This window comes from Ruegeria sp. R14_0 (genome assembly GCF_017743975.1).
GTDB lineage: Bacteria > Pseudomonadota > Alphaproteobacteria > Rhodobacterales > Rhodobacteraceae > Ruegeria.
The window spans coordinates 47,051-73,650 of record NZ_JAGHRC010000011.1 but is presented as its reverse complement, the minus strand read 5'-3'; the positions used below and the strand labels follow the sequence as shown (position 1 = coordinate 73,650).

The following is a 26,600-nucleotide window of genomic DNA, read 5'->3' as shown; positions in this document are numbered from 1 at the left end:
GGGAGCCTTTAATGTATCTGCCAAACCTTTCGACCTCACATTTCCCCGCTCAGGGCGACGCAGAAATCCGCAACATCACTGTTGGCGGCTTGCTGCGGGAAATCGCAGACAGACACGCACTTTCAGTTGCGATGGTTGACGTTTCTGACAATGGGAGTTGCGACCGTCAGTGGACCTATGGCGAACTTCTGGAAGAGGCTGAGCGACTGGCACTGGCCTTGTCCTCCCGCTACGCCCAGGGTGAGCGGATTGTAGTATGGGCGCCCAATATCCCCCAGTGGGTATTCATGGAGTATGCCTGCGGTCTGGCGGGACTCGTTCTGGTTACTGCCAATCCGTCCTTTCAGGCTTCTGAGCTAAAGTATGTGCTGGAACAATCCGGTGCAGCCGGCCTGTTTATGGTCGATGAATTCCGCGGCAACCCGATGGTTGAAATCGCGCTGGAAGCAACCGGCGGGAACAAACGCCTACGCGAGATCGTAAACCTGGAGGACGCGGGCGCTCTCTACGCCACTGGGGAACGGCCTGCTGTGCTACTTGAAGTGCTGCCAGATGATGCCGCGCAGATTCAGTACACATCGGGGACAACCGGTTTCCCCAAGGGTGCCGTACTCAGCCACAAGAACCTGGTGAACAACGCCCGGCTCTTCTGCGGACGGGCACAAGTCGGCGCGCACTCTGTCTGGGCCAATTTCATGCCTCTGTTTCACACAGCAGGTTGTGCAACGGGGGCGCTGGGGTGCCTCCAGGCAGCTTGCAAGATGCTTCTGATCAAGCGTTTCAATGCGGATGTCTTTGCCCGGCTGATTGAGGAACAGGGGGTCACAACCTGCTTTGCGGTCCCGACAATGCTCTTCAACCTGCTGGAATCCCTCGAACAGACCCCGCGAGACATGTCTTCGCTTGAGGTCATCACAACAGGAGGCGCGCCTGTACCGCCTGATCTGGTTCGCCGGGTGCGGGACCGCCTGGGGTGTCACTTGCTCAGCGCATTCGGACAGACGGAACACAGCCCGATGATCTGTCTGAACCCGGTCGAGGCCACCCTTGAACAGATCGTGGAAACGGCAGGCCAGCCGCTGCCTCAAACAGAGGTTTCGATCCGCTCTCCAGAGGACAACCGCGTGCTCCCAGTCGGCGAAGCAGGCGAAATCTGCGCGCGTTCCTACGCTGTGATGATCGGCTACAACGACAATCCGGAGGCAACGGCCGCCGCGATTGATGAAGACGGCTGGCTGCACACTGGTGATCTGGGAACAATGGACACCCAGGGCTTTGTGCGGGTGACTGGCCGGGTCAAGGACATGATTATCCGCGGCGGTGAAAATCATTTCCCGGCCGAGATCGAAGCCGTTCTTGTGACCCATCCGGACGTGGCGCAAGTAGCCGTGGTCGGCCTGCCGGATGAGAAATGGGGAGAAATCATTGCTGCATTCATCTTGTCCGGTACTACACCGGACGTGGCCGACCTGCGCGCTCATTGCCGTGCTCATCTATCGGCGCAGAAGACCCCTTCGGTTTGGGTGCAAGTTCCGGAATTCCCTCTAACCGGCTCCGGCAAAGTACAGAAGTTCGCCATCCGGGAGCAGTATCTCGCAGGTAGTTATGGGGAGCCATTGGCATGAGCGTTCGCGTCGAAAAGGATGGTCCGGTCTGGACCGTCATCCATTCCCGCCCTGAGGCTCGTAATGCCATGGATCCGGAAAGCGCCAAGGCACTCTTTGAGGCCTTCCAATCGTTTGACGCGGACGATACCGCCAGCGCCGCCGTGTTCTGGGGCGAAGGCGGAGCCTTCTGTGCCGGGTGGGATCTGAAACACGCTGCTTCGCTTGCCGGGGCCGAAGCGCTCGATCCTTTCGACTTTCCCGACGAAGGTGAACCACCGATGGCGGCCATGGGACCCAGCCGGTTGGAGCTGTCCAAACCGGTGATCGCCGCTGTGTCAGGGCCTGCCGTGGCGGGCGGAATGGAACTGGCGCTTTGGTGCGATATCCGGGTGATGGAAGAGACCGCCTTCATGGGGGTCTACTGCCGCCGTTGGGGCATTCCGCTGATCGACGGGGGCACGGTGCGCCTGCCGCGGCTGGTTGGGGAAGGCCGCGCTATGGACCTGATCCTCACCGGCCACCGTGTAGATGCGGAAGAGGCCCTGCGAATAGGTCTGTGTGAATATGTGGTGCCGGAAGGTGACGCGCGAACAAAGGCCGAAGCCCTGGCCCGCGACATCGCTCGTTTTCCCCAAAGCTGCATGCGCGCGGATCGCCGTTCTGTGCGGGCGCAACACGGGCTGCCTGTGCGTGACGCTCTTCGACAGGAATGGCGTGGCAGCAAGGCAGAAGTCACCAAAGGTGTCGAAGGCGCGACCCGTTTCGCCAGCGGCAAGGGCCGTGGAGGAGATTTCCGCGATGTATGATCTGAACCTCACGATGTCCTACATCCCGGCCCAGTCCGACATGGATACACGCGAGATAGCAATTGGAGCAATGCTGCGCGAGACGGCTAAGGCGCGGCTAGACTCCGAGGCCCTGTCAGAGATCCGGCAGGATGGATCGCCGGGACGGAGCTGGACATATGGCGAACTGCTGGCAGAGGCTGAGAAACTGGCACGGGCTCTCTCGACCCGGTTCACTCCGGGAGAACGCGTCGTCGTCTGGTCCCCCAACAGCCCGGAATGGGTGCTGATGGAATATGCCTGTGCTTTGGCCGGGCTGGTCCTGGTGACCGCGAACCCGGCCTTTCAAGCGCGCGAACTGGAGTATGTCCTGAAGCAATCCGGCGCGGTTGCCTTGTTTCTGGTGGAGGAGTTTCGCGGCAATCCAATGCGCAGTATCGGGGCGGACGTTGCTTCTGGCATCCCGGCTGTGCGGGAAGTCACTGACATGGAGAGCCCGGCCCTGTTTGCCTTTGGATCCCGCCCGGTCTCTATGCCACAGGTTGCTCCGGGCAACGCCGCAATGATCCAGTACACCAGCGGAACCACCGGTTTCCCTAAAGGGGCCGTGCTCAGCCACCGCGGACTGGTCAACAATGCACGTTTCTACGCCACCCGGTGCGGAGCGACCGAAAAAACATCCTGGGTCAATGTCATGCCGATGTTCCATACGTCTGGCTGTGGAATGGTCACGCTGGGATGCCTTCAGGCAGGCTGCCGGATGGTATTGATCAGCTTGTTCGACCCGGAAGTGGTTCTGGATCAGCTTGAAGCGTGCCGCGCTGACATCATCCTTGGCGTACCGACCATGGTGGTGGCGCTTCTGGACGCGCAGGAAATACGCCGGCGGGACCTGTCTGCGCTGAAGGTGGTAAGTTGCGGCGGCTCCATGGTTGCCCCGGAACTGGTCCGCAGGGTGCAAAACCTGATGGGGGCCGGGTTCTCGACACTCTACGGGCAGACTGAACACTGCCCGGTGATCACACAGCACCACCTGTCTGATGGTATTGAGGACATTTGCAACACAGCAGGACAACCAGTGGCGCAAACCGAGGTCTCGATCCGCAGTGTCGATGATAACCGTGCAGTCGCCATAGGGGAAGTCGGAGAGATCTGCGCCCGCGGCCCCTGCGTCATGCTGGAATACAACGACAATCCCAAGGCCACATCCGAGACGTTGGATGCGGATGGCTGGCTGCACACCGGCGATCTGGGCCGGATGGACGCGCGCGGGTATGTGACCGTCACCGGCCGTGTCAAAGAGATGATCATCCGGGGCGGCGAAAACCATTTCCCTGCAGAGATCGAGAACTGTCTGCTGGAGCACCCTGACGTTGCCGAGGTTGCAGTCGTCGGCTTGCCGGATCCTAAATGGGGTGAGCTGATCGGCGCGTTCATCCGCAGCAACAAACCGCTCGCAAAGGCAGAACTTCACACACATTGCCGCGCAAACATGTCACCGCAGAAAACCCCGAATGTCTGGGTGCAGTTGGAAGAGTTTCCCCTGACCGGTTCCGGCAAGATCCAGAAATTTATTCTCCGCGACCACTTTGTCGCTGGAGATTTCCATGAACTCTGACCGAAAGGGAACGCCATGAACATCATGACAAAACACTACATCAATGGAGATTGGGTTGCTTCGGTCGACGGGAGCGGGATGGCCGTGGTGAACCCCTCGACCGAAGTACAGATCGCCAAAATCTCGCTGGGTGGTGCCGCAGATACAGATGCGGCTGTTTCAGCTGCCAAAGCTGCCTTTCCGGGCTGGGCAGCGACCGAGCCCCAGGAGCGTATCGCCGCGTTGGAACGGCTGATGGAAGCTTACAAAAGGCGCGCGAAGGAAATGGCGCAAGCAATCAGCCAGGAGATGGGCGCTCCCATAGCGTTGGCAAGTACGGCACAGGTGGGCGCCGGGGCCGGGCATCTCAAGAACACCATCCGTGCAGCCAGGTCATTTGCTTTTGAGCACCCCTTGGGGGATCACGCACCGGGTGACATGATCTTCCATGAACCGGTCGGGGTCTGCGCACTGATCACCCCCTGGAACTGGCCGATGAACCAGGTGATGCTCAAAGTCGCGCCTGCATTGGCAGCAGGTTGCACGATGGTTCTGAAACCCGCGGAACAGGCGCCGCTCAGCGCGATGCTGCTGGCCGAAATGATTGACGAAGCAGGTTTTCCGCCAGGTGTCTTCAATCTGGTCAATGGAGATGGCGCAGGCGTGGGCAGCGCCCTCACCGCGCATCCGGACGTGGATATGGTCAGCTTCACCGGCTCGACACGTGCAGGTGTGGCGATCAGCAAATCGGCGGCCGACACTGTCAAACGCGTCAGTCTTGAGCTGGGCGGCAAAGGCGCCAATATCATCTTTGCCGATGCCGATGAAAAGGCGGTCACACGTGGCGTGCGCCATTGCTTCAATAATTCCGGCCAGTCCTGCAACGCACCGACACGGATGCTTGTTGAACGCTCAATCTATGAACAAGCCGTCGAAACCGCGCGTTCAGTTGCAGAGAAAACCGAAGTGGGACCGGCAAACGTTGAAGGCCGACAGATCGGCCCGGTTGTTTCAAAAACCCAGTTCGACAAGATCCAATTCCTGATCAAGCGCGGTTTTGATGAGCGAGCAAGATGGGTTGCAGGCGGACTGGGTCTGCCTGAGGGGTTGGAGCAAGGCTACTTTGTCAGACCTACTGTCTTTGCCGACGTCACACCGGACATGACACTTTGGAAGGAGGAAGTCTTTGGCCCGGTTCTGATCATGACCCCGTTTGACACTGAAGAAGAGGCCATCGAATTGGCCAACGATACTCCCTATGGCCTGACCAACTACGTTCAGACCTCTGATAAGACCCGTGCACGCCGGGTGGCGCGGCAACTCCGTTCTGGCATGGTTGAAATGAATGGCAAATTTGGCGGCGCCGGATCCCCCTTTGGCGGAATGAAACAGTCCGGTAATGGCCGTGAAGGCGGCCCCTGGGGGTTGGAAGAGTTCCTTGAGGTCAAAGCTGTCAGCGATTGGGGGTGAACATGCCCAAAGTTCTTTATGAAAAAGACGGCCGTATTGGGCGGATCACCCTGAACCGCCCTGAAGTGATGAACGCGATTGACGATGATCTGCCGCGCGAACTTGCCGCCGCTGTCGGGCGGGCTGATGCTGATCATGGCGTGCATGTGATGGTACTGTCCGGAGCGGGGAAAGCTTTTTGCTCCGGCTACGATCTGGCGCACTACGCCGAAGGCAACGGCCCCAATAAAGTTGTGCAGGAGATGCCCTGGGATCCGATGCAGGACTTCCAGTTCATGTGGGCGAACACTCAGAACTTCATGTCGCTGTTCCGAGCGATGAAGCCAGTCGTGTGCAAAGTACATGGCTTCGCTGTCGCTGGCGGGTCGGATATTGCGCTCTGCGCAGATCTGACAATCATGGGAGATACCGCACAGATCGGTTACATGCCGACTCGGGTCTGGGGATGCCCGACCACAGCGATGTGGGTACATCGCCTGGGCCCGGAGAAGGCGAAGCGGATGATGTTCACCGGTGATATTATCTCTGGCGTTGAGGCCGCGGAGATGGGGCTGATACTGAAATCGGTCCCGGATGATCAATTGGATGAAGCTGTCGAGGCCTTGGCCGGGCGTATGGCAACTGTGCCGATCAACCAGCTGGCCATGCAGAAGATGGTGATCAATTCCGCCGTCGAGGAGAAGATCAACCAGACTCAACGTCTGGCGACTGTATTCGACGGCATTACGCGCCATTCCCCGGAGGGAATGAACTTCAAGGCCCGTGTCGAAAAGGTCGGCTGGAAAAAAGCGGTAGAGGAAAGGGATCAGGGTTCGTTCGACTGGACGGGAAACCAGCCCTTTGTATTGGGCGATTGAGATGTACACCTTCAGGCCGAAGGCGTAATCACAGTTATTCCGCCTCAAAAGCAGGCCCTAATAGCAAACGTAAAGAAAGTCAGCTTTCAGCCCGTTGCGCTCTAACCTGAGTTCGCGAAGCGTCGCAAGCAGCCATTGATTTGGTCGCGGCGTACTCACTCTTTGTCCCGCGAGGCAGCCTTTTGTACTCGTCCCACTGAATGGCCGCCACTCAACCAGAGATCGCTTCACATAAAACCGCTTCAGAGATGTTCTCGGTTCTTTGTGATCTGCCCAATCATCCCTTGGTTGCAGTAACGCGCCATTTGAGATTCTGTTTGGTGACAATCGCAATCCAGAGTTTCGCTGGCGCAGCGAAACTCCCAAAAAAGTTGCACACAAGTTGGGGCAATGAAGAGGGCAGTGCCCACCAACAACTGGCTTTGGAAACACACCTCGAACTTCAGGCGGATGACCGTGCGATTACTGTAATTGTTATTTTCTTCCGGCCACTATCCGATCCAGGATTAATGCGCAGAACAAGATTGCCAAACCTGCCAGAATGCCTTGGCCCGCCGCTGCGTATTGCAGCGCTTCCAGCACATCCTCGCCCAACCCTTTGGCTCCGATCAGCGAGGCGACAACGACCATGGCCAGCGACATCAGGATGGTTTGGTTCACACCCGCCATGATGGTCTTATGTGCCAGAGGCAGGTCCACGCGCCACAGCAGGTAGCGGGGCGTTGCACCGAAGGCCAAGGCGGCCTCGCGCACGGTTTCGGGCACCTGTTGCAGGCCGAGAACGGTAAAACGGATCACCGGTGGGCTGCCGAAGATCATGGTCGCAACCACGCCTGCTGGCTTGCCCGATCCGATAAACGCGACAACCGGGATCAGGTAAACGAAGGACGGCATCGACTGCATGAAATCCAGAATGGGCCTGACGATGGCAAAGGCGCGCGGGCGGCGGGCGCAGTAAATGCCCAGAGGAATACCCAGCGTGATCGAGATCAGAGCCGCCGCGCCCAACAAGGCAATTGTGGTCATCGCCTTTTCCCAGAAATCCAGCAGGCCCAGATAGGCAAGCGCAGCACCTGTGAAGATCGCCACACGAGGACCAGCCGACAGGTAAGCCAGCATGATGATCACCAAAGCCACAACCGGCCATGGGGTATCGACCAGCACGACCTCGATCCAGTCCAGCAGGGTGCGCATCCCATAGGTCAGCCCGTCGAAGAAGCCACGCCCTGCAGTCTTGGTCCACTCGAACACCGCCTGCACCCCGTCACCTACGTTCAGCCGCCAGTCGCGGTTGGTGGGGAAAGTTTTGAGCACTGCCACCGCGTCCGGCTGTGCAAATTTGATCATCGACAGGATCACCACCACAGCTGTCAACGCTGTTGCTACGATCAGCCGAGGGATCGACCAGCCATGGGCAACGCTGGGGTCCGAACGCCAGCGCGCGAACTGCCCTTCCAAGGTCCAGTTGGCCAGCGAGGCAGCCAGAAACTTAACCGCCAGCAGAAGGACGATCCCGATCACCAGATAGGTGAGGCCGGTGGAATCCGCCGTCCGCGCGGCCTCTTGCGCGCCCGCCAAAGCTCCTTCGAGCGACTCCGCTGCACGTTTCAAAGATTCCAACGTTGTCGACCCGGATTGCTCCGCCGCAGCAATCTGCTGTCTGCGCAGCTCCAGCGTTTGCTCGATCTGAACTGCCCGCTCGCGGAACTCGCGCCCAAGATCGCCGAACAAACCCAGACCGATCTGGATGTAGGCCAGCGTTTCCAGCACCAAAAACCCGAGGAACCACGACCAAAGACCCCGTGCCCCGAACCAGATAGGCCCAAGGACCGCCGCTGCCTTGTTCAGCGTAAAGCGATAACCGGGGGCCTGCATCATATAGGCGAAGGTCTTCTGGTAATAGGACTGTCCTTGCCCCACGAAATCTCCGATCAGGCCATTCAGGCGGTCGGCGGTTTCCGGTTGGATCTGTTGCAAATCAACATGTTTCATAGCGGTCCCCTTATGCCTGACTGTCCTGAATCGCGCGGATCAGACCCGCACGGTTGATCACGCCTACGGTTTTGCCATCCTGAGTCACCGCGACGACACCGTGGCCGTCCACGCAGAGGTTCATCAGGTCGGCCAAATCCATATCCGGATGCGCTTCTTTCGCGTCATCCGGAACTTCGCCGTGATGCGCTTCGAACTCGTCGACCGGTTTCATCACCGCATGGGCGAAGATCATGTTGAGTTTGGATATCCCGGCCACGAAATCTGCCACATAGTCGTCTGCTGGGTTCAGGATGATCTCCTCCGGTGTGCCGATCTGCACGATGCGCCCGTCCTTCATGATCGCGATGCGATGACCAATGCGGATCGCTTCATCCAGGTCATGGGTGATGAACATCGTAGTCTTGTTCAGCTTATGGCTCAAATCCATGAACTGATCCTGCAGCTGCTTGCGGATCAGCGGGTCGAGGGCCGAGAACGGTTCATCCATCAACAAAATCTCGGGGTCAGCAGCGATGGCGCGGGCCAGACCCACGCGTTGCTGCATCCCACCCGACAGCTCATGGGCGTATTTGTCTTCCCAGCCGTTCAGCTCGACCAGTTCCAGCACCCGGTCGGCCTCTTCCCAACGGCGGGCCTTGCCGGTGCCGCGGATTTCCAGCGGCATTGCTACGTTGTCGCGTACGGTCCGGTGGGGCATCAGGCCGAAGTTCTGGAACACCATGGCGACGCGGCGGTTGCGCAGGTCGCGCAGGCCTTCATCGTTCAGGCCCATCACATCGTCGCCATCCAGATAGATATGGCCGTCGGTAGGTTCCAATAGACGGTTCACATGCCGCACGAGGGTCGACTTACCCGAGCCCGACAGGCCCATGACGCAGAACAACTCGCCCCGTTCGATCTCAAAACTGGCATCGGCCACGCCGACCACGCAGTTGAAGCGTTCCAGCACTTCGGCCTTGCTCAGCCCCTCGCTGTGGATAGCGTTCAAAGCCTCTTGCGAGCGCGCGCCGAACACTTTCCACACGCCTTTTGCGTCGATTGCGATTTCCGCTGTCATATTGGCCCCATTGGACTTGTGTTGGTTTGCGCCCCCAACAGACCGGGGGCGCTCAGGTTTTAGTTGGTGGTCAGACCCAGCCAGCTGTCGACGGTATCGCCATTAGCGGCGATCCATTCGGCCACGACCTCATCGGTGTCCCGACCTTTGACCACGACCTCGTAGGTCAGCGCGCTCAGCTCACCCGCATCCATGTCGATATTGGCGAGGAACGAGGCCGCCGCCGGGTTGCGCTGATCCAGCGATTTGGAATGCGCCACCGTCACGGTTTTGACCGGCTCACCTGTGCTGACATGGGATTTGTTGAACCAATCGGCGTCCTGATCGGGCTGAACCATTTTGTAAGTGGTCGCGTCATGCTCGGGCTCTTCCAGAATGGTCACGTCATAAAGCGCATGGACGTAATGCGGCGCATAACAGTAGAACGCTGCGCCTTTCTTCTGGTCGATCTGATCCTTCAAACGCGAATAAAACACGGTTTCGTCTTCGGTGGTCGGCGTCAGGAAGGTCTCGATTCCATAGTCCCGAACCCGCACTTTGAACGTGTTGGTCGAGGCCCAGCCCGAGGCACCAACCCAGACCTCACCCATGCCGTCACCATCCGAGTCGAACAGTTCTTGCGCGACCGGCGTGGCCAGATCATAGATCGAGCGGATGTTGTGATCCTCGACCATGTAGTTTGGCACGCAAATCCCAGCGCGCCCTTCATAGCTGCCCGAAGACAGCGCTACAGTGCCTTTCTGATCCACGTATTCGTCGGTGAAGGACGATTGGTTCGGCAGCCAGACATCCGGGTGCACGTCAATATCTCCGCGCCCGCCATCCATCGAGGCAAAAATCACAGCGTTGGCCCCGGGCGCATAGCCGACCTCGCCACCCAGACGGGTTTCGATGACTTGACCGATCACCCGGCTCATGATCTTGGCTCCGGGCCAGCTGGGTTCACCCACCATGACCTTTTCCTGTGCCATCGCCGTTGTTGCGCCCAAAGCCAGAGCCAAGGTTGCTGTAAGCGTCAGTTTTCTCATATCTTTTCTCCCGTTGTGTTGAGTTGCATGCGCCGTCAGGCGCGTGCCCGCTTACGTTGCGGGTCTATGAATGGAATGTCCGAGACGGTGGCACGCAGGCGTTTCATCCGCCCGTCGAGTTGGCCGATCTCGAGTTGAGTGCCGTTTTCGGCGTGTTCGATGGATAACCGTACCAGCGCGATTGCGTGTTCCAGCATCGGTGAGCGGGTGGCAGACGTTACCACTCCCACTTGCCGTTCACCCGCGTAGACGGGGGCGCCGTGCGCTGGCACATCATCGCAGCCGACCAAAAGCCCCTTGAGCACGCGACGTGGCTCGCGTGCGTTGCGTTCCAGTGCGGCTTTTCCAGTGAATTCGGTTTTGGTCAGATCGACAGCAAAGCCCAGACCGGCCTCAAACGCATCGACACCTGGTGCAAACTCGGCATTGGCCGCGGCCAGTCCTGCCTCAACCCGGATGATGTCCAGGGCGGCTGAGCCCATTGGGGTTATCCCGAACTCTTCGCCAGCCGCCATTACTGCATCCCAGATGGCAACAGCGTCTGACTTGGAACAGAAGACTTCATACCCCAACTCGCCGGTATATCCCGAGCGTGACAGCATGAACGGCGCGCCCTCGCGGTCGTATAGTCGCGCGACAGTGACGCCGAACCATTTCAGATGATCCAAGCCGGGCACATGCGGTTGCGTAAAGGCGATCTTGCGAAGCAGGTCGCGAGACTTTGGCCCTTGAATGGCGAGGTTCGGCATCGCTCCGCGCAAGGCATGGACCCGCACCTGCAGGCCGCGCGCATTAGCCAGTTCCTGCAATGCCCGCCCGCTTTCCTCGGTGCCGCAACACCATCGGAAGATCTCGGGCGCAAGTCGGAACAGGGTACCATCGTCGATGACCGAACCGCTCTCGTCGCACATCAGGGTGTAAGAGCCACGCCAGACCGGCAGTTTCGCCACGTTACGCGTGGTCGCCAATTGCATCAAAGCCTCTGCATCCGGGCCGACGATGTCGAATTTGCGCAACCCGCTCATGTCCTGAACAGTCACGGCCTGACGGCAGGCCCAATATTCGCCCAATGTGCCATAGGCCGGATAGCTGACCGGTGCCCACAGATCGCGCGCTGGGGCGAAATGCTGCGTCAGCGGCGATAGACGGTCATGAAAGGCGGACTCCTGACTGATCGACATGGGCGCGTCTTCCTTTTCGCGATAGGCAACCGCTCGGCGGATGGGCGTTTCGGGACGGTAGATGCGCACATGCACATCGGTCGGGTTCCAGCCATTTATGGGATCGATATCGTCCGGACAGGCGGTCGAGACGCAGACCAGATCCTCCAGCGCGCGCATGGCGACATAGTCACCGGGGCGCGAATGAGATTCCTCGGTCAGAATGTGATGGTTCGTGGGGTCGATCCACGTGTTCCAGAAGAAGTTGATCGCAGGCCAAGCCGCTCTCCGCCCCACTCCGTAGGGGGCCAAGCTGTTCGACATATTGTCCGAACAGTTCAGATGGCCGGGGAATCCCCGCTCCTCATAGCCGCGGGCGGTGCAGGCCAGCCCGAATGTATCGTGCCGACCACATGTATCTTGCACAACGTTCAGCAGCGGGCGCATCTCACGATCAAAGAATTTGTCCAGCAGACCGGGCCCGGGATATGCGCGGCGTACCATCGACCGTGTGGCGGTCGAGTCGATCATCCACTCTTGCCCTTGGTCCAATCCAGCCGCCCGAAGCGCCATGAAGTCAGAACACTGCTGGCCCTCAACATCAATGATCTGAACAAATTCGCCGGCCTTTAGCTCATACGCCAGCGCAGTACCGCGTGGTACGGTAAATTCGTCCCGCGTATCGCCCAGCAAGGGTGGCAAATGCGGCCCTTCGATCGTTGCTGGTTTGTGCAGAACTGTGATGTTCCCGGTCGCACTGCCTTCGATCACCCCCGCAACCCCCGTTGTATGGATGACCCAGACCGTAACTGTGTGGTCCGCGCGGAGAATCAGCGCCTCAGGCGCATGGTCCAATCTGTGGCAGGGAACCTGCCGATTCCCGCCGTGCGTCGTGACCCAAGCAAGGAGTTCTGTGCTGTCAAATTCGTCCCATTCAACAAGACCTGTTTCCGCCAAATTCAGCACGGAAAGTCCCGATTTCCCGTCATTGGTGAATGCCACAACATTTAGCGCTTGGTCTGGCCCAACCCCTTCTATTGAAAGCAAATCACCGGGCTTTACGAGCAGTTGAACAGCCTCGCGCGGGACGATTTTGTGCGTGCGAGCGACAGACGCTTTTTGAAACCCGGGGAACAGACGGCCAGGGCCGTCGAACCCCAAATTGGTAAACGCATGTAAGACAGATGACCCCTGCATATCGCCGCTGAATTCTCACAATGTAACTAGTTACAGAGGTTGATGAAACTAGTTACATATGTCAACTCTTTACTCATAAACCTGCGAAACGGACGCCAAAACCTAAGATGAGAAAAGCCCCCGAGCCTAAAAAACGCGCAAATCTGAGAGATGTCGCAAAAGCTGCGGGCGTGTCCGTTGCGACAGTGTCGCGGGTGTTGAACGAACCAAAGGTGGTTAAGAAGGACACTCTGGAAAAAGTTCAGGCTGCCATCGCTGACTTGAAATTTGTCCCAAGTGCCGCCGCACGCGCGATCAACTCCGGACGTACCAGATTTGTCGGCGCATTGGTCCCAACTCTGGACAACGCAATCTTTGCCCGCTTTCTTGCGGCGTTAGAGCGTAAGTTGTCGGACCACCAATTGTCGCTGATCGTAGCGACCACCGAGGCAAGTCTGGATATCGAAGCCGAGAAAGCCCAAAGCCTGCTGGATATCGGAGCCGAGGGTCTTATTATCACCGGAGCCACGCACAATCCTACGCTCATCGATCTGATCGAGCGCACCATGTTGCCAACAATCATTACGTCTTTCTTTGATCCCAAAAACCCGTTGCCGACCATCGGATATGACAACGCAGCCGCAGCGCAACTTGGCTTGCAGCATCTGGTCGAGCTCGGACATCGCAACATTGCTGTCGTGCATGGCCCAGTTCACGACAATGACCGCACACGAGCTCGCCTTGCCGGCATTACAACCTTTCCCTTCGCTGGAAAGCTTTCAACCTTCGAAACTGAGATTAGCCATCAGGGCGGGGTAGACGTTGCACAGCATCTGGGCGGTCTGAGCGCCAAACCCGAGGCAATTCTATGTCTATCCGACGTCGTTGCCCTGGGGGTTTTGCTTGGTCTTCAGGCTCAAAACATCAGCGTCCCGGACCAAATTTCTATGGTGGGCGTTGACGACCTGCCAATTTCGTCCGTGACCGTTCCACCACTGACAAGCGTACATCTACCCGTTTCTCAAATGGGTGAACGAGCAGCAGACGCGCTAGCCAATTGGATCGAAACTAATCAGACACCCAAATCTGAAGAACTTGGTACACGTCTCATTGTTCGCAACTCCACAAAACGATTTTGAGATAACGGGGCCTTTACGATTTGCGACACGAGCGAGACAATGGATGATGCCGAAGGCCTCGTGCAGGCTTTGATCGTCAATCGGTGCTAGCCGTAGGGGATGTCTGCGAGAAGTACGTTTGCTCATTCATCGAAACGCAGCGAATACCTGATGAGTTTCAGGAAAGATGCTGATTTGATGGAAAAGGTCTGAGTCGAAAATGGCAGATTCCGTGTGCCCTTGGAAAATCGACCGCAGCAAAAACAATGACTTATCCGTGCTGCAATGGCAAACCTATGCGTCGCCCCACAATCCAACGAAATCAGTGATTTATGCGGTGCTTTGAGTGCCGTTGGCTGTATAGTAACTTGATGCTGAGCCATGTCTTTTTGATCAGGCGACTTTACGTGCGTTGAGCATTTGCCGTGCTTTATCAGCTACTTCCTTCTTGGCGAACTTCTGAGTCCGGACAATGGTGCAGGAGCCAGAAGGGAAGAGATTTCTTCCAGCCTCTTGCCGTTGTTCAGCGGGCGCGTATTCCACTGTGTTTCGGGGTTTGTGCTTCGCCATCCGGCGAAGCTCGTTCGCAAGTTCAGATCGGATGTGGGTCCATTCCGCGCGCTCGGCAGCCGTGATCGACGCGTTTTCCAACAGAGCACTGGTTTTGTTAAGGTCTTCGATGGCGCCGTTCAAAAACGCGTTCACTTCGGCACGCTCTGACAACGCATCCAGAAGCTGTGGAATTTCATCATTCGGGTCCACGATCACTGGATAAATCACGGTTCCCGCTACCTATTCTTACATCGATATAAGTGCGGTTGACCGCAAAGGCCAAGTGAGTCACCGTGAGTTGGGGAGTGGGTTTGTCTTGAACAAAGCTAGTGAATTGCCGATAGATCAACATGTTGGGCAAGTGTCGCCAGATCTTGTCCGGGACGCACTCAGGCGCGTTCTATCAAGCGATGAGTTTCAAGCTTCGCCCCGTCTCCAGCAGTTTCTTACATACATTGTCGAAGAGACGCTGGCAGGCCGCGGTTCCCAGATTCGCGGCAAAGCTATCGCTGTAGAGGTCTATGAGCGGCGCATTGACGGCACTGGCGGTCAAAATCTGGTTCGCGTCGAAGCCAGGCGGCTACGTCGTCTGCTACGCACGTTTTACGAAGATCAATGGGACGGCGAAGGTGTCCGCATATTTGTTGATCCGGGCGGTTACAAGCCTCGGTTTTCCTACGAACCCACAATTGAAGACCGGCAAGCAAGTTCGTGGAACGAGGGTGATCTGGGCGCGCGTCGGCGTTCGCTGCAACTGCTGCCGGCAGGATTAGGTGTCCTTGCAGTTGTTGCCGCACTTGGACTCTGGATGAGTCAGGAAAACAGGATGGTTTTGCCAGCGACTCAATCCATCGAGCAAGCTGAGCGTGCAGCACTTGGCGAGCATTCTTTGACGAGACTTCAGGCGGTGAACCTGGCGGATCAAGCCCGAGGCATGTTCTTTCCTGTATTTGATGCCAAGCGCCAGCAAATAGCATTGGGGATGTTTCGGCATGCCACCGAGCTCGACCCAGCACTTTCCGATGGTTATGCCGGATCGGCACAGGTCCTGGCGACGTTGGCTATGCTGTCTCCGGATCAAGCACAAAGAGATGACCTGTTTGGACAAGCTTTGCAGATGTCCGGCAGAGCGCTTGATCTATCGCCCACAGATGCCTGGGCAAACGGCGCAAATGGTTGGGTATTGGCCACCCAAAACAACCCGGTCCAGGCATTGAAATACGCCAGACTTTCCGTCGAGCTTGCACCGAAGGATGGCCATATTCTGGACCTTGTCGGTATCACGGCGATCTTGGCCAGCGCGCCCGAACTTGCGGCCGAGGTTAGTGATCCAGAGCGCCTCAGATCAGGATCGGGCCGCTTTGGCGCACGAAATATTTGGGGTGTGTCGCAACTCATGCTCGGGAAATACGATAAGGTTGTCGAGGCTTTTCAAGGCGCGCCCGCTGCTGGTGCGCCTGTTAGTGCACCCTCGCTCTTGTTCCAAGCCGTTGCGCAGGATCAGTTGGGCAACTCGGAAGAAGCACAACGACTGGTTACCGAGATGCGCAGGACATGGCCGGAGTTTCCATCTGAGTTTCTCGCTGGCAGGATTTTCCAAAATGATCAAAATACACGAAATTTGATACTGGAAACACTGAACAGATACTGACGAAACGCTTTGTGACGCTAGCCGATGCGAAAGGTTTCAGTTCCAGGCGCTGTTTTTGGTTTCGAAGTGGCAACGGTACGTTGAACGCGAATGATTGAATTGGGTCGCAATGCTCTGCAGCGCGGGAAACTATCGCAGAATGCAAGAACTGGTGGATCCAGATGGTTTCAGTAGTCCAATGAACTAAAAGTCCAAGGTTATTTCAGTTTAGGAGAACAACGTGACCAACCACATAACTCTGAGAGACGGTAGAACGCTTGTTTTCAATACGTACGGCGACCCAGATGGAACGCCGGTAATTTTTAGCCATGGATTTTCGGACTCTCACGTCATTCGTCAACCCGACGACAACCTGACCGCGTCGCTTGGCGTGCGATGGATAGCAGCAGACCAGCCCGGTGTCGGAGGGTCGAGCCCGAAGAAGGATCGGAGAATGGTCGATTGGGGCGCTGATATGGAGGATTTGGCTGACCATCTTGGCCTTGATACCTTCAACGTAGCGGGCCATTCCGGTGGTGGGCCGCACGCTTTGGCAGTGGCATTTCACATGCCCGAACGTGTGCGCAAAGTCGCGCTCGCGTCACCGGTGGCCCCCTTCGATGAGCCCGGCGTTACCAAAATGCTGGTATTGAAGGACCTGAAAACCATCGCGAAACTGCGTCATCTGACCCTGCTGATCCGCTGGGCAGAGCGTATGGGCGCTAAAGATGCATTGAAAGATATCCCTTCATATGTGGAATCTGTCGTTGATCAAATGCCAAACGAAGCAAAAACAATTCTCCGCAATCCTGAGCGGAAAGCCCTGTTCGAGGAAAACTTTCGTCTTGGTTTTCAACAGCAAGAAGAAGGCGTTTTCGAAATGACGATGGCGCTTTGGGACTGGGGGTTTTCGCCGAAAGAGATACAGCAACCGGTTGAGATGTTTTATGGCACAGCGGACGATATCATCTCACCGGAAATGCCAAGGCACCTTTGCTCCGAACTTCCCCACTGTACGGCGCACGAGTGGGCGGGCGCAGGACACTATGGGTTTGTGGATCGCGAACGGTGGACCGAGTTTGTCGGGGCGGTTGCCAGTTTTTCGTAACGGGTCAACGTTGGCGATGTCTGCAGAATAAGCGTTGGTCCGTTTGCAATCCGCAGCCCCGTGCAGCGCCTGCTTGTGGTGAGCCGCGGCACTGCATCCGTCAAAATAAGATCAAGCACAGTGTTCCTTAGACGCCAGCTCTTTAAGGCCGAAGGCGCGAGGAGGGCCGTACGCCTTCGGTTGGCTTAGGTCTTTGCTAATTTAGCTTTTCAGAGATTGCGGCGATACCTGCTTCGGCGCAGATATCGTCGAACTCTTTGCCAGTCGGATCTTCGCCCGGGGACCCGGCGATACCGATCCCGCCAATAACTTTACCCTGGTAAACGATTGGAATCCCGCCCGATAAGGTGATGAGGCCGATTTCGTTGAAAACGGCGCCAAGCGTTGGTTCGTGTTCATTCTCGGCCTCGATAACGGCTGTCGCTTCGCGGCGTGACGCGGCCGTGATTGCCTTGCGGCTGCTGGTATGGATGGTGTGTGGGAACGCACCTTCGCGCATCAGTTGGACGCGGGGCAGGGCGCGCTGATCAACCACTGTAACGGTTGTGGCAAAACCAAGGTCCGAACACGCCTCTTGCGCGGCAGTAGCAGCAGCCAGGGCCCAGTCGAGCGGGATGCTGCGCTCAATATAGGGTTCGGCGCTCGCCTGACCTGACTGTACGTTTGACGAGACGGGGTCGTCAGAGGGGTCATCATCGACCCATTGATTCAGTATCTCACCGGTTTCGACGTCGACTTTGAACTCTACTTCTTGCCCTGCATCGTTAACGATTTCGATGTCGATCACTGGACGCCCCTCGAACTGGTCTGGCTCGGCCTCGGCAACGGTACCGGGTTGGGCTGCAAGAGCGATTGCGATGGCTTCGTCAATTGTCAGAGGCTTTTTTTCAACACCTTGCGCAAAGACGGTAACAGCGAGAACGCTGAGCGATGTGGTGAGTGCGGTGATCTGTAGGTATCTCATCGTGGGCTCCAAATTTCAGGCATTGATGTCAAATACCTAGTTGCCGGTGGTCACTTGGGACTTTCATCAGACATACAGATTTGTCAGTGAACGCGGCGCAGACTCGTGTGCTCTCAAACCGGAGTTGCGCGACTGAGGATCGTGCGAAATTTAGTGGCCAGCCCGTCAGCCAATAGGCGCCGAAAACGGAAACATGGGCGGGTAAACAGATCGGCAACAAGCATGCCGATAATTGCGCCTGCGATAGTGGCCGATACCGTATGAGCATCCAGCATGTAGCGCGCGTACATGGTAAGAAGCAGGATCGGCCAGACGATCACACCAAGCCATCGTGAGTACCGCCTGACTGCCAAATACGCGCCGGCGCTGGCAAGTGCCGAATGCCCCGATGGCAGGTTGTGATCACCGCCATTTGGCCTTTGGCCCAATCGAGTCCCAAATATCTCGACGTCATTGAGCAGCCTTTTAGGTCCGTGTGTTGCAGCGGTTCCGGCCAAGGCCACGGCCGCGATTTGCCAAAGGCCTTTTGTATCCCGCAGCGCGATTGCCATTCCAATCGGAATGACCGAGTTCAAATGCCGCCCATAATCTTCAACGCTTGTGACCAGAACGTTGTCATGGCCGTTCCGAGACACGGCATAATGACCATCCATATCGCTGGGATAAGAGGTCGCCAGGACGAGTGAGACCAGCGCAACCAGCCAAATATGGTGGCGCAGGTGGCGTTTGTTGAAAGATGACATTCCGAATTCTCCTGCCTGTTTTGGCAGAGGTGTCACCGATCAAACTGTCCTGTGATTTACCGGGAATTTACAATGTGGCCTGGGATGGAAAACGGATCGTGGCTGTCAGTCCGTGGCCATTTGGTCCGTCCGACAATGACAATTCCGCCTCATGAAGCTCGGCAATGGCCTGAACCAGCGATAGGCCCAGACCAAGCCCTTCGTCCTGGCGGTCCGTTTTCAATTGATACAACGGCTGAAGCACGCGCTCATGTTCTTCAAAGGGAATACCCGGCCCTTCGTCGCTGACGGACAGCAGAGCCTGATGGCACCGCAATGTGACTGTCTGGCCCATGGGGCCATAGCGCAGGGCGTTTTGGATCAAATTGGCCAAAAGCTGCATAAGCAGATCCGGATCGCCATGAACCGACGCCGGCGCTACTTTTTCAATCGCGAGTCTATGCCCAGCTTCTTCAACAACCGGGTCGAATGTCTCTTGCACCCGATCAGTGAGTTCATCCAAAGAGACCGGCACAAAATTTGCGCGTCCTGCTCCACTTTCGATGCGGGCCAACCGCAGCAAAGCCTCGAACGTGCCGGTGATCTGATCGATCTGATCCAATGCTTCACCAAGATCGTCCTCTGTTACAGCACGGCCATTCTCGACCAATCTCGTCAAAGATGTCTCAATCTCTGCCCGCAATCTTGCCAGCGGCGTGCGCAAGTCATGGGCGATATTTGATGACTGAACGCGCATATCTGTCATGGCTTGTTCAAGCCTTGCGGTCGTCGCATTGATGCGACCCGCCAAGAGGTTGAGGTCATCGTTTCCTTCTAGATTGATGCGCCTATCCAGCTGCCCGCGAGCAACGTCAGCCAACCCGTCCGTAATCATGTTCAATCGTTTTTGCGCCCGCAAAGCCATCCACATGGCGGCCAAGCCTGCGGCCAGAAGACTGCCCAAAAGGCTGAGTTGCATCCCAGCCGCCAGAATATGTCGAAGTTCTTCTTGCCGCTCAGTATTTTCACCCAGCAAAACCACGCCTTGAGGTGTCTGGCGTTGAAGATAGCGTGTTTCGGCACCTTGTTCCGGGTCGGTCCAGAATCCAAAACGCCCTGTATCCCCTGTCAATCGAGCGCTTTCGCCATCATCGGGAGTTGGCAAAGCCTCGCCCGCCGCCAGGGCTTTGACCGCCAATTCCATCCGATCGCTCAGCCTTGCGTCCACCGTCCGCCTCATTTCGCGTTGAACCAGCCAATAGGTCCCTCCCCACGCCGCGACTGAGATCATTGAGAAAAGAGTCAGCAATATCAGTGCCTGGCGTAACGCAGACAGCCTGAAAAGAGACCTAAACCTGTTCAAAAACATAACCCGTACCGCGAATATTGCGGATTACAGTGTCGCCAAATGGCTTTTCGATCTTGCCACGTAAGCGGCTGATGTGGGTTTCGACAACGCTCGTCGTAGGATCGAAATTCATATCCCAAACCTTTTCAAGCAACATGGTGCGTGTTTGTACGCGCCCCTTTGAGCGCAGGAATACTTCCAGCAACAGGAACTCTTTTGGGTTCAAATCTACAGCTTTGCCCTGACGTACACAGGTGCGTTTATGCAGATCGATGGTGATATCGCCTGCGGTCAACTCATTGGCCGTTTCCTCGGGTGTGCCGGGGCGGCGCGCCAGGCCCTCGACCCGTGCAAGAAGTTCACTGAAGGCAAAGGGTTTGGCCAAGTAGTCCTCGCCCCCAGCTCGCAGACCTTCAACCCGATCATCTACTTCGCTCAAAGCGGTCAGAAAGATTGCGGGCGTGGTCACTTTAGCCTGCCGCAATGCCTTGAGGACGGACAAACCATCCAGACCGGGCACCATGCGATCCAGTACCAATACGTCATAGCCTTGATCGATCGCGGCAAAGAGAGCGTCCTTGCCATCAGAAAACAGATCAACCACATGACCCGCCTCACGCAGCCCCTGTTCCACCCAAGGGCCCAGCTTGGGGTCGTCTTCAAGTACCAGAAGCCGCATCGGCCATTTCCTTTCGTCCGGCCATCCAATTTCGTGCCGCCTCAAGAGCAGGTCTGCCGATGTATATGAGATCCGTCAATCCGTAGGCCCCTCTGAAGTCAAAGCGCTCGCTGTGGATACGACCGGTTTTGCCAAGCGTTTCCCACGCGGACGTGACCATCAGTTTGAGCCCTTCCGGTCCACAAAGATAAACCTGCGCATCCATGCTCATATCGCGCATGATCTGTGTCAGGCGAGCCGGTGTCAGCCTGTCACCTTCAATGTCGTTTAGAACATACAAATCAACTTGGGGCAGCCGGGCGGCGTGATGTTCGACGTCAGCCATCGCTCCTGCCGTCTCTCTGGATCTGATGCAATAGATCAGATTCACGCGCGCGTTGCTGTCCGGCTCCATACGCTCCAGCGCCGCCATGAAGGGCGTAACTCCAACTCCACCAGCGACCCAAAGCTGTTCCGTGCGCGTCGATTGAACCTGCGGCAGGAAACGACCGACACCGCGACCCAGCCGAAACTGGTCACCGGCAGTGACGGTAGTGACGAATTCATCGGTCCAGTCGCCGGCAGCGCGGATCACGAAACGCCGTGAGGTTTCGTCACCGCCAGCAATTGTGAAGGGGTGCGCTTCGGCGCGCGCCCAATTGTGGGCGATTGTGGCGAACTGACCAGGTCGAAACGCCGGCAGCGGTTTGTCAGACCGAAACGTTACATCCATACCGCCATCAAACGGAACGGCGTTCTCAACGGTCACAAGTCGCGACAGCTCAAACTTGCGTAACAGGGTTTGGCCCCAAGCCAGCAGGCCAACCGCCGAAACCGCTGCCATCAAAGTCCAGGGGGCAACGCCGACCGACAGTGGGCTCGCAACAAAGAATGTGTGATACGCAGCCAACAGAAAAACCGGGCCCATCAGCATGTGACTGGCCTTCCACACGTGATAGGGGATTGCCCGGACCATTGCAGCGCAGGTCAGCATCAGCAGGCCCATCGCCGCATACCAGCCGACACTTTCACCGCTTTCAGCCAATAGCGGCACGACCCCGGCGCCAAAGGTTTCTGCTGTCGCCCAATGTCCGAGGGCTCCAGCCAAAGCAAAAAATCCCAGCCAGCGATGTGCGCCATATGATTTGTCCGGCCCACCCATCAAACGATCAACGACCCGCCAGCGCGCCGCCAAAATCAGAGACAAAGCCATCGAGCTCATCGACAGGGCTCCGAGGCTAGCTGGAAATATGTTCACGAGTGGCACAAACGGGGCGACAAGCGCGAAATGCACCAGAACGAAAGTGGTGCCAAAGATCAGGGATTTGGGGGGCATCAAAAAGTCCACTTTGCTTTGGGTTTTTAAATTGTAGATAGCGGGGCTTTGTGGTTTTCGCCTTCGAGCCGCTTGCCCATCACAACCGCATGGCAAACCGCCATCAGTGTTAACCCGAAAGCAAAGCCCAACATCGTTAGTCCCAAGAGGACCGCAAATGGCGTAAGGATCACCGCAGCGAGCATGTCGAAAACTGTTGGTTGGGTGGCATTTAAGGCGGTCATGACTTGTCCTTTCGTGTGTTCGAAAGGAAGTGATGTGCGGGACTTAAAACCACCTCACCGCTGATATACAATTTTGTAAGGGTTGCCTGGTCTGATCGTGGGGCCGGGGCTTACCTAGTTATTCGTGGCTCAACCGATCGGTGACCGCGGTGCGGACAAAGAGGACGCTCAATCGTTTGGCTTCCGCTCCGATTTGTATTCTGGAAGTTTAGCCAAGGCTGATTTCAAGGCGTCCCCCCACCCATCGGAAATCGTACGAAAGTACTGATCGTCGTGCTCGAATCTGGAGCGCGCACCACTTGTAAGGCTGTCTTCATCGTAGAGCAGCAGATCAAGTGGCGCACCAACGGAAAGATTGGCCTTGATCGTCGAGTCAAAGCTGACAAGCAGTAGCTTTACAGTTTCCGGAAAGCTCATTTCCGGATCATAGGCACGCACCAGAATAGGGCGGCCGTATTTCGTCTCTCCAATTTGAAAGAACGGGGTGTCGTCTCCCGCTTCGATAAAATTGCCTTCGGGGTAAATCAGAAACAGGCGAGAAGGACCGCCTTCAATCTGACCTCCAAGAATGAGTGTGGCGTGAAAGGCGCTGTCGGCTTGCTGGCCTGACCGGGCATGCTCTTCGATAACGTCGTTCAACGTGGCCGCGACCAGTTGCGCGACTTGAAACATTGTGGGTGCTTCCAGGATCGATGGCGAACGATCTGCGGGCGCTTTCGTGCGCTCCTCCAAAAGGCTGATTGTGGCCTGAGTGGTCGCCAGGTTTCCGGCCGCCAGAATAGTGATCGACCGATCGCCTTCTACGGTCCAGTTGAACATCTTGTTGAAGGTCGAAATATTGTCGACGCCAGCATTGGTGCGCGTATCGGACATGAATACCAGTCCGCGGTTCAGCCGCATGCCCACAGCATAGGTCATCAAATTCTCCGTTACTGCTGTGCGATCTGCAACTGCACTGTCAATTGCTCGCCCGCTGTCCCAATTCTGCTCCCTATTACCGGTGCGGCTTGGGCATAGTCCAGCCCGGTTGCGACGCGCACATACCGATCGTCTGGTGAGATCCCGTTTGACACGTCAAACCCGACCCATCCCAAGCCGTCCAAATGCACCTCGGCCCAGGCATGGGTTGCGTCCTGAAGTTCCGTTTCGTTCATCATCAAATAGCCCGACACATAGCGTGCGGGCACTCCGATCTGTCGTGCGCACGAAATGAAGATATGCGCGTGGTCCTGACAAACACCGCGCCCAGCTTTGAGGGCGTCTTCCGCGCTCCAGCCCGGGTGCGAAGCTCCAATTTCATACGCGACCTGAGCTCGAATTCTCTCGGATAGGGCATGCATCTGTTCCAGCGGTTCGCCTTCGGGCAACGCGCCTATCAATTCGGCGACCCGTTTGCCCGGCGTTGTCTGCGGGGTGCTTCTTTTGAACAGCCACAGAGGCGTCGACCCTTCGTGACGCCCCAGCACGCCATGCGTGTCTTCCACCTGAACAACGCCTTCGGAGATCAACGAGATGCTTTGAGTGTTTGCCTCGAAACTGATCAACTCCACGGTGTTGCGGTGGTAGTCTTCGAATGCCAGCTCTTTGCGCCCACCGGTTATGTCGGTGCTCCAACTTACAATGCTTTGGTTTCGAAATGACTTTGGTGTCTTCCTCAGCTGTTGGAGGCCGAAGGGTACCGGCGCGTCGAAATCGTATCGTGTCTCGTGTCGAATGTGTAGTTTCATTGGCTACTCGTAGAACCGGTAATCAATTTCGATCTGACGGCTTAAATTGCCGAGATCGGTCAGAAAATCCTGAATGTACTCATGCAGTCCGAATTCAAAGATATCGGCGATATTCTGGTCCAGGTATTTCTCGTACAAGGCATTTGAAGCTTCACAAGAAGGCCCGGCAAAGCCGTAGTCTTTCTTTAGGTAAGACAGGTTTTCCTGAATCTTTCTGCAGCAAAAGTGCAAACTGCGCGGCATCCGCTGATCCAGGATCAGAAACTGCGCAATATCTGACGGCCGCGTTTTCTCGCCATGGGTCATTCGATACCCGCCGCCAGCGCCGACGGAACGCAGGATGCTTTCCCATTGGATGTTGTCCAGTGACGAGCCGACCGCGAAGGCTGTGGGCAGAAGAACATAGTATTTCACGTCCAAAATTCGCCCGGTGTTGTCCGCTCGCTCGACAAACGTCCCGATACGGGTGAAGTCGAAAATGTCGTTGCGCAGCATGGTTCCCAATGTGGCGCCACGGACCAAAGCGGCCTGGTGGCGAATAAGCTCCAGCGTCGCGGGCAAGTCCCGCTCGTTCACGCGCCGCTTCATCACCTCATCGATCTGCATCCAGGTCGAGTTTACTGCACTCCAGACATCATGGGTCAGCGCGGTTCGAACAAGACGCGCGTTGTCGCGGGCTTGCTTGATGACCGACTTGATCGAGGATGAGTTTTCCGCGTCACGTAGCACCCAATCGACCGCATTGTCCTTGGAAATCACGTCATACTTGGCGTGGTATCCATCCAGAACTCCGGCCGTCTTCAGAACCGAACCCCATTCCTCGGCAGAGTTTTTGGTGCGGGTCAGCGCCATCCTCTGGCCCGTTTCCAGCAGCCGGGCCGTGTTTTCCGCCCTCTCAAGGTACCGGGACATCCAGAACAACCCGCCAGCAGTTTTTCCTAGCATGGTCAGTCCTCCAGAACCCAGGTGTCTTTGGTCCCGCCACCCTGGCTTGAGTTCACGACCAGTGACCCTTTCTTCAGGGCCACACGGGTCAAACCGCCGGGCGTGATCTTGATCCCTTCGGGCGACACCAAAACGAAAGGCCGCAGGTCAACGTGTCTGGGGGCCAGCCCCGAGCGCGCAAAGATCGGAACTGTCGAAAGCGATAGCGTCGGCTGAGCAATATAGTTCCCGGGCCGCGATTTAAGCTTGTCGCGGAATGCCGAAATCTCTTTCTTGCTGGCGGTCGGGCCGATCAACATCCCGTAGCCGCCAGACCCGTGCACTTCTTTCACGACAAGCTCGGAGAGGTTGTCCAGCACGTAAGACAGGGACTCTGGGTCGCTGCAGCGCCACGTCGGGACGTTTTGCAGCAAGGGTTTCTCACCCGTATAGAATTCAACGATTTCAGGCATGTAGGAATAGATCGCCTTATCATCGGCAATACCCGTTCCCGGTGCGTTGGCAATTGTGATGCCTCCGGCGCGGTAGACGTCCAGAATACCTGGCACGCCCAAGGCGCTGTCCGGGTTGAAATTCAGGGGGTCCAGAAAATCATCATCGACCCGGCGATAAAGTACGTCGATTGGCTTATAGCCTCTGGTGGTGCGCATGCAGACGCGCCCATCAACAACCCGAAGGTCGTGACCTTCGACCAATTCCACGGCCATCTGATCTGCAAGGAATGCGTGTTCGTAATAAGCCGAGTTATAGATACCCGGCGTTAATACCGCGACAGTGGGTTCTCCGTCTGCGCAAGCTGGCGCGCAGGCTGCAAGAGATCGTCTCAGATTGCGGGGGTAGTCCGAAACATTCCGAACATTTGTCGCGCTAAAGAGTTCGGGGAACATCTTAAGCATCGTTTCCCGGTTCTCCAGCATATAACTGACCCCGGATGGTGTACGCGCGTTGTCCTCCAGCACGAAAAACTCGTCCGGTCCGGTGCGTACCAGATCGACACCGACAATATGCGTATAGACCTGACCCGGAGGCGAGACGCCAAGCATCTGCGGCAGGAACGCTTCGTTTCCGGCAATCATTTCAGCTGGTACGCGTCCCGCGCGGACAATCTCCTGACGGTGGTAGATGTCGTGAAGAAAGGCGTTGATTGCCCGAACCCGCTGTTCGATGCCGCGTTCCAGCCGCTGCCATTCTCGTGCCGAAATGACACGCGGAACGATATCAAACGGTATCAACCGTTCCTCAGCCTCGGCTTTGCCGTAAACGTTGAAAGTGATGCCCGTCAGCCTGAAGACTTCTTCCGCTTCGCGCTGTTTGGCTCTTAGCCGGGAAACATCTTCAGCGTCGAACCAACGGCCAATCTCTTCATATGGGCCTTTGAGGGACCCGTCGCCGTTGAACATTTCATCAAAATACTCACCCATGTGTTAAGTTTCACGCTCAAATCGGATTTTTCAAGTCATTCAGTCTCGGTTGGAGGCTGCCTTTGGAAAGAACGTCTAAATTTGAGGCTATGAGTCCCGAGCCGAGAGCGTATTC

At 56.8% G+C, this 26,600-nt stretch carries 23 protein-coding genes; 8 read left to right on the top strand and 15 right to left on the bottom strand.

Going from position 1 to position 26,600, the window contains the following annotated elements:
- The first annotated feature begins 11 nt into the window (after positions 1 to 11).
- From J7416_RS21200 to J7416_RS21180, 5 genes are read left to right on the top strand one after another with little or no spacing between them, the layout of a single operon-like run.
- Positions 12 to 1,625 (top strand): AMP-binding protein, encoded by a 1,614-nt coding sequence (locus J7416_RS21200; RefSeq protein ID WP_209227623.1) that lies wholly within the window; start codon positions 12 to 14, stop codon positions 1,623 to 1,625.
- The gene (locus tag J7416_RS21195) at positions 1,622 to 2,413 is read left to right on the top strand and encodes a crotonase/enoyl-CoA hydratase family protein (RefSeq protein WP_209227621.1); all 792 of its coding nucleotides are present in this window, start codon (positions 1,622 to 1,624) and stop codon (positions 2,411 to 2,413) included. Before J7416_RS21200 ends, J7416_RS21195 begins: the two co-directional genes overlap by 4 nt.
- Complete coding sequence (locus J7416_RS21190) at positions 2,406 to 4,010, top strand: AMP-binding protein (RefSeq protein WP_209227619.1); 1,605 nt, start codon at positions 2,406 to 2,408, stop codon at positions 4,008 to 4,010. The genes J7416_RS21195 and J7416_RS21190 overlap by 8 nt, the downstream gene beginning before the upstream one ends.
- A 15-nt stretch (positions 4,011 to 4,025) precedes the next feature.
- Positions 4,026 to 5,459, top strand: coding sequence for an aldehyde dehydrogenase family protein (locus tag J7416_RS21185; protein WP_209227617.1), 1,434 nt, complete (start codon positions 4,026 to 4,028; stop codon positions 5,457 to 5,459).
- Between the two features lie 2 nt (positions 5,460 to 5,461).
- Positions 5,462 to 6,316 carry a crotonase/enoyl-CoA hydratase family protein gene (locus J7416_RS21180; protein WP_209227615.1) on the top strand — a complete coding sequence of 285 codons (855 nt, stop codon included), beginning with the start codon at positions 5,462 to 5,464 and terminating at the stop codon, positions 6,314 to 6,316.
- Between the two features lie 474 nt (positions 6,317 to 6,790).
- Here J7416_RS21180 and J7416_RS21175 read toward each other — a convergent pair whose 3' ends face one another.
- Genes J7416_RS21175 through J7416_RS21160 form a run of 4 tightly spaced genes read right to left on the bottom strand, consistent with a single transcriptional unit; the run spans position 6,791 to position 12,522 of the window.
- Positions 6,791 to 8,308 (bottom strand): ABC transporter permease subunit, encoded by a 1,518-nt coding sequence (locus J7416_RS21175; protein ID WP_209227613.1) that lies wholly within the window; start codon positions 8,306 to 8,308, stop codon positions 6,791 to 6,793.
- A 10-nt stretch (positions 8,309 to 8,318) separates the two neighbouring features.
- Positions 8,319 to 9,368: a betaine/proline/choline family ABC transporter ATP-binding protein gene (locus tag J7416_RS21170; RefSeq protein WP_209227610.1), complete on the bottom strand. Its 1,050-nt coding sequence runs from the start codon at positions 9,366 to 9,368 to the stop codon at positions 8,319 to 8,321.
- Positions 9,369 to 9,427: 59 nt separating this feature from the next.
- A complete protein-coding gene (locus J7416_RS21165; RefSeq protein WP_209227608.1) occupies positions 9,428 to 10,396 on the bottom strand; it encodes a glycine betaine ABC transporter substrate-binding protein in 969 nt (322 codons plus the stop codon).
- A 35-nt stretch (positions 10,397 to 10,431) separates the two neighbouring features.
- The gene (locus tag J7416_RS21160) at positions 10,432 to 12,522 is read right to left on the bottom strand and encodes a DUF1989 domain-containing protein (protein ID WP_348540298.1); all 2,091 of its coding nucleotides are present in this window, start codon (positions 12,520 to 12,522) and stop codon (positions 10,432 to 10,434) included.
- 338 nt (positions 12,523 to 12,860) lie between these two features.
- On the opposite strand from J7416_RS21160, the gene J7416_RS21155 reads away from it, so the two are divergent.
- Entirely contained in the window at positions 12,861 to 13,871 is a 1,011-nt protein-coding gene (locus J7416_RS21155) for a LacI family DNA-binding transcriptional regulator (RefSeq protein ID WP_209227604.1), read from the top strand.
- Between the two features lie 372 nt (positions 13,872 to 14,243).
- Here the strand turns inward: J7416_RS21155 and J7416_RS21150 are convergent, their stop codons facing one another.
- Positions 14,244 to 14,618 carry a hypothetical protein gene (locus J7416_RS21150; protein ID WP_209227602.1) on the bottom strand — a complete coding sequence of 125 codons (375 nt, stop codon included), beginning with the start codon at positions 14,616 to 14,618 and terminating at the stop codon, positions 14,244 to 14,246.
- A gap of 67 nt (positions 14,619 to 14,685) precedes the next feature.
- Here J7416_RS21150 and J7416_RS21145 point away from each other — a divergent pair, with 67 nt between their 5' ends.
- Together J7416_RS21145 and J7416_RS21140 are read left to right on the top strand one after the other, a co-directional pair.
- Positions 14,686 to 16,053: a hypothetical protein gene (locus J7416_RS21145; protein ID WP_209227600.1), complete on the top strand. Its 1,368-nt coding sequence runs from the start codon at positions 14,686 to 14,688 to the stop codon at positions 16,051 to 16,053.
- Between the two features lie 220 nt (positions 16,054 to 16,273).
- Positions 16,274 to 17,140, top strand: a complete 867-nt coding sequence (locus J7416_RS21140; RefSeq protein ID WP_209227598.1) for an alpha/beta hydrolase — start codon at positions 16,274 to 16,276, stop codon at positions 17,138 to 17,140.
- Between the two features lie 196 nt (positions 17,141 to 17,336).
- On the opposite strand, the gene J7416_RS21135 is transcribed toward J7416_RS21140, so the two are convergent.
- The 10 genes from J7416_RS21135 to J7416_RS21090 form a co-directional block, all read right to left on the bottom strand.
- Complete coding sequence (locus tag J7416_RS21135; protein ID WP_209227596.1) at positions 17,337 to 18,104, bottom strand: heme-binding protein; 768 nt, start codon at positions 18,102 to 18,104, stop codon at positions 17,337 to 17,339.
- A 113-nt stretch (positions 18,105 to 18,217) separates the two neighbouring features.
- Complete coding sequence (locus tag J7416_RS21130) at positions 18,218 to 18,847, bottom strand: phosphatase PAP2 family protein (RefSeq protein WP_209227586.1); 630 nt, start codon at positions 18,845 to 18,847, stop codon at positions 18,218 to 18,220.
- A 67-nt stretch (positions 18,848 to 18,914) separates the two neighbouring features.
- Positions 18,915 to 20,054, bottom strand: coding sequence for a HAMP domain-containing sensor histidine kinase (locus J7416_RS22875; RefSeq protein WP_209227584.1), 1,140 nt, complete (start codon positions 20,052 to 20,054; stop codon positions 18,915 to 18,917).
- 121 nt (positions 20,055 to 20,175) lie between these two features.
- The gene (locus J7416_RS21120) at positions 20,176 to 20,853 is read right to left on the bottom strand and encodes a response regulator transcription factor (RefSeq protein WP_209227581.1); all 678 of its coding nucleotides are present in this window, start codon (positions 20,851 to 20,853) and stop codon (positions 20,176 to 20,178) included.
- On the bottom strand, positions 20,834 to 22,168 hold the full coding sequence (locus tag J7416_RS21115; protein ID WP_209227579.1) for a ferric reductase-like transmembrane domain-containing protein: 1,335 nt from the start codon (positions 22,166 to 22,168) through the stop codon (positions 20,834 to 20,836). Before J7416_RS21115 ends, J7416_RS21120 begins: the two co-directional genes overlap by 20 nt.
- 26 nt (positions 22,169 to 22,194) lie before the next feature.
- The gene (locus J7416_RS21110; protein ID WP_209227577.1) at positions 22,195 to 22,392 is read right to left on the bottom strand and encodes a hypothetical protein; all 198 of its coding nucleotides are present in this window, start codon (positions 22,390 to 22,392) and stop codon (positions 22,195 to 22,197) included.
- Positions 22,393 to 22,560: 168 nt separating this feature from the next.
- A complete protein-coding gene (locus tag J7416_RS21105) occupies positions 22,561 to 23,310 on the bottom strand; it encodes a proteasome-type protease (protein ID WP_209227575.1) in 750 nt (249 codons plus the stop codon).
- Between the two features lie 11 nt (positions 23,311 to 23,321).
- On the bottom strand, positions 23,322 to 24,119 hold the full coding sequence (locus J7416_RS21100) for a transglutaminase family protein (RefSeq protein ID WP_209227573.1): 798 nt from the start codon (positions 24,117 to 24,119) through the stop codon (positions 23,322 to 23,324).
- Between the two features lie 3 nt (positions 24,120 to 24,122).
- The gene (locus J7416_RS21095) at positions 24,123 to 25,064 is read right to left on the bottom strand and encodes an alpha-E domain-containing protein (RefSeq protein ID WP_209227571.1); all 942 of its coding nucleotides are present in this window, start codon (positions 25,062 to 25,064) and stop codon (positions 24,123 to 24,125) included.
- 2 nt (positions 25,065 to 25,066) lie between these two features.
- Complete coding sequence (locus tag J7416_RS21090; protein WP_209227569.1) at positions 25,067 to 26,485, bottom strand: circularly permuted type 2 ATP-grasp protein; 1,419 nt, start codon at positions 26,483 to 26,485, stop codon at positions 25,067 to 25,069.
- Positions 26,486 to 26,600 lie beyond the last annotated feature (115 nt).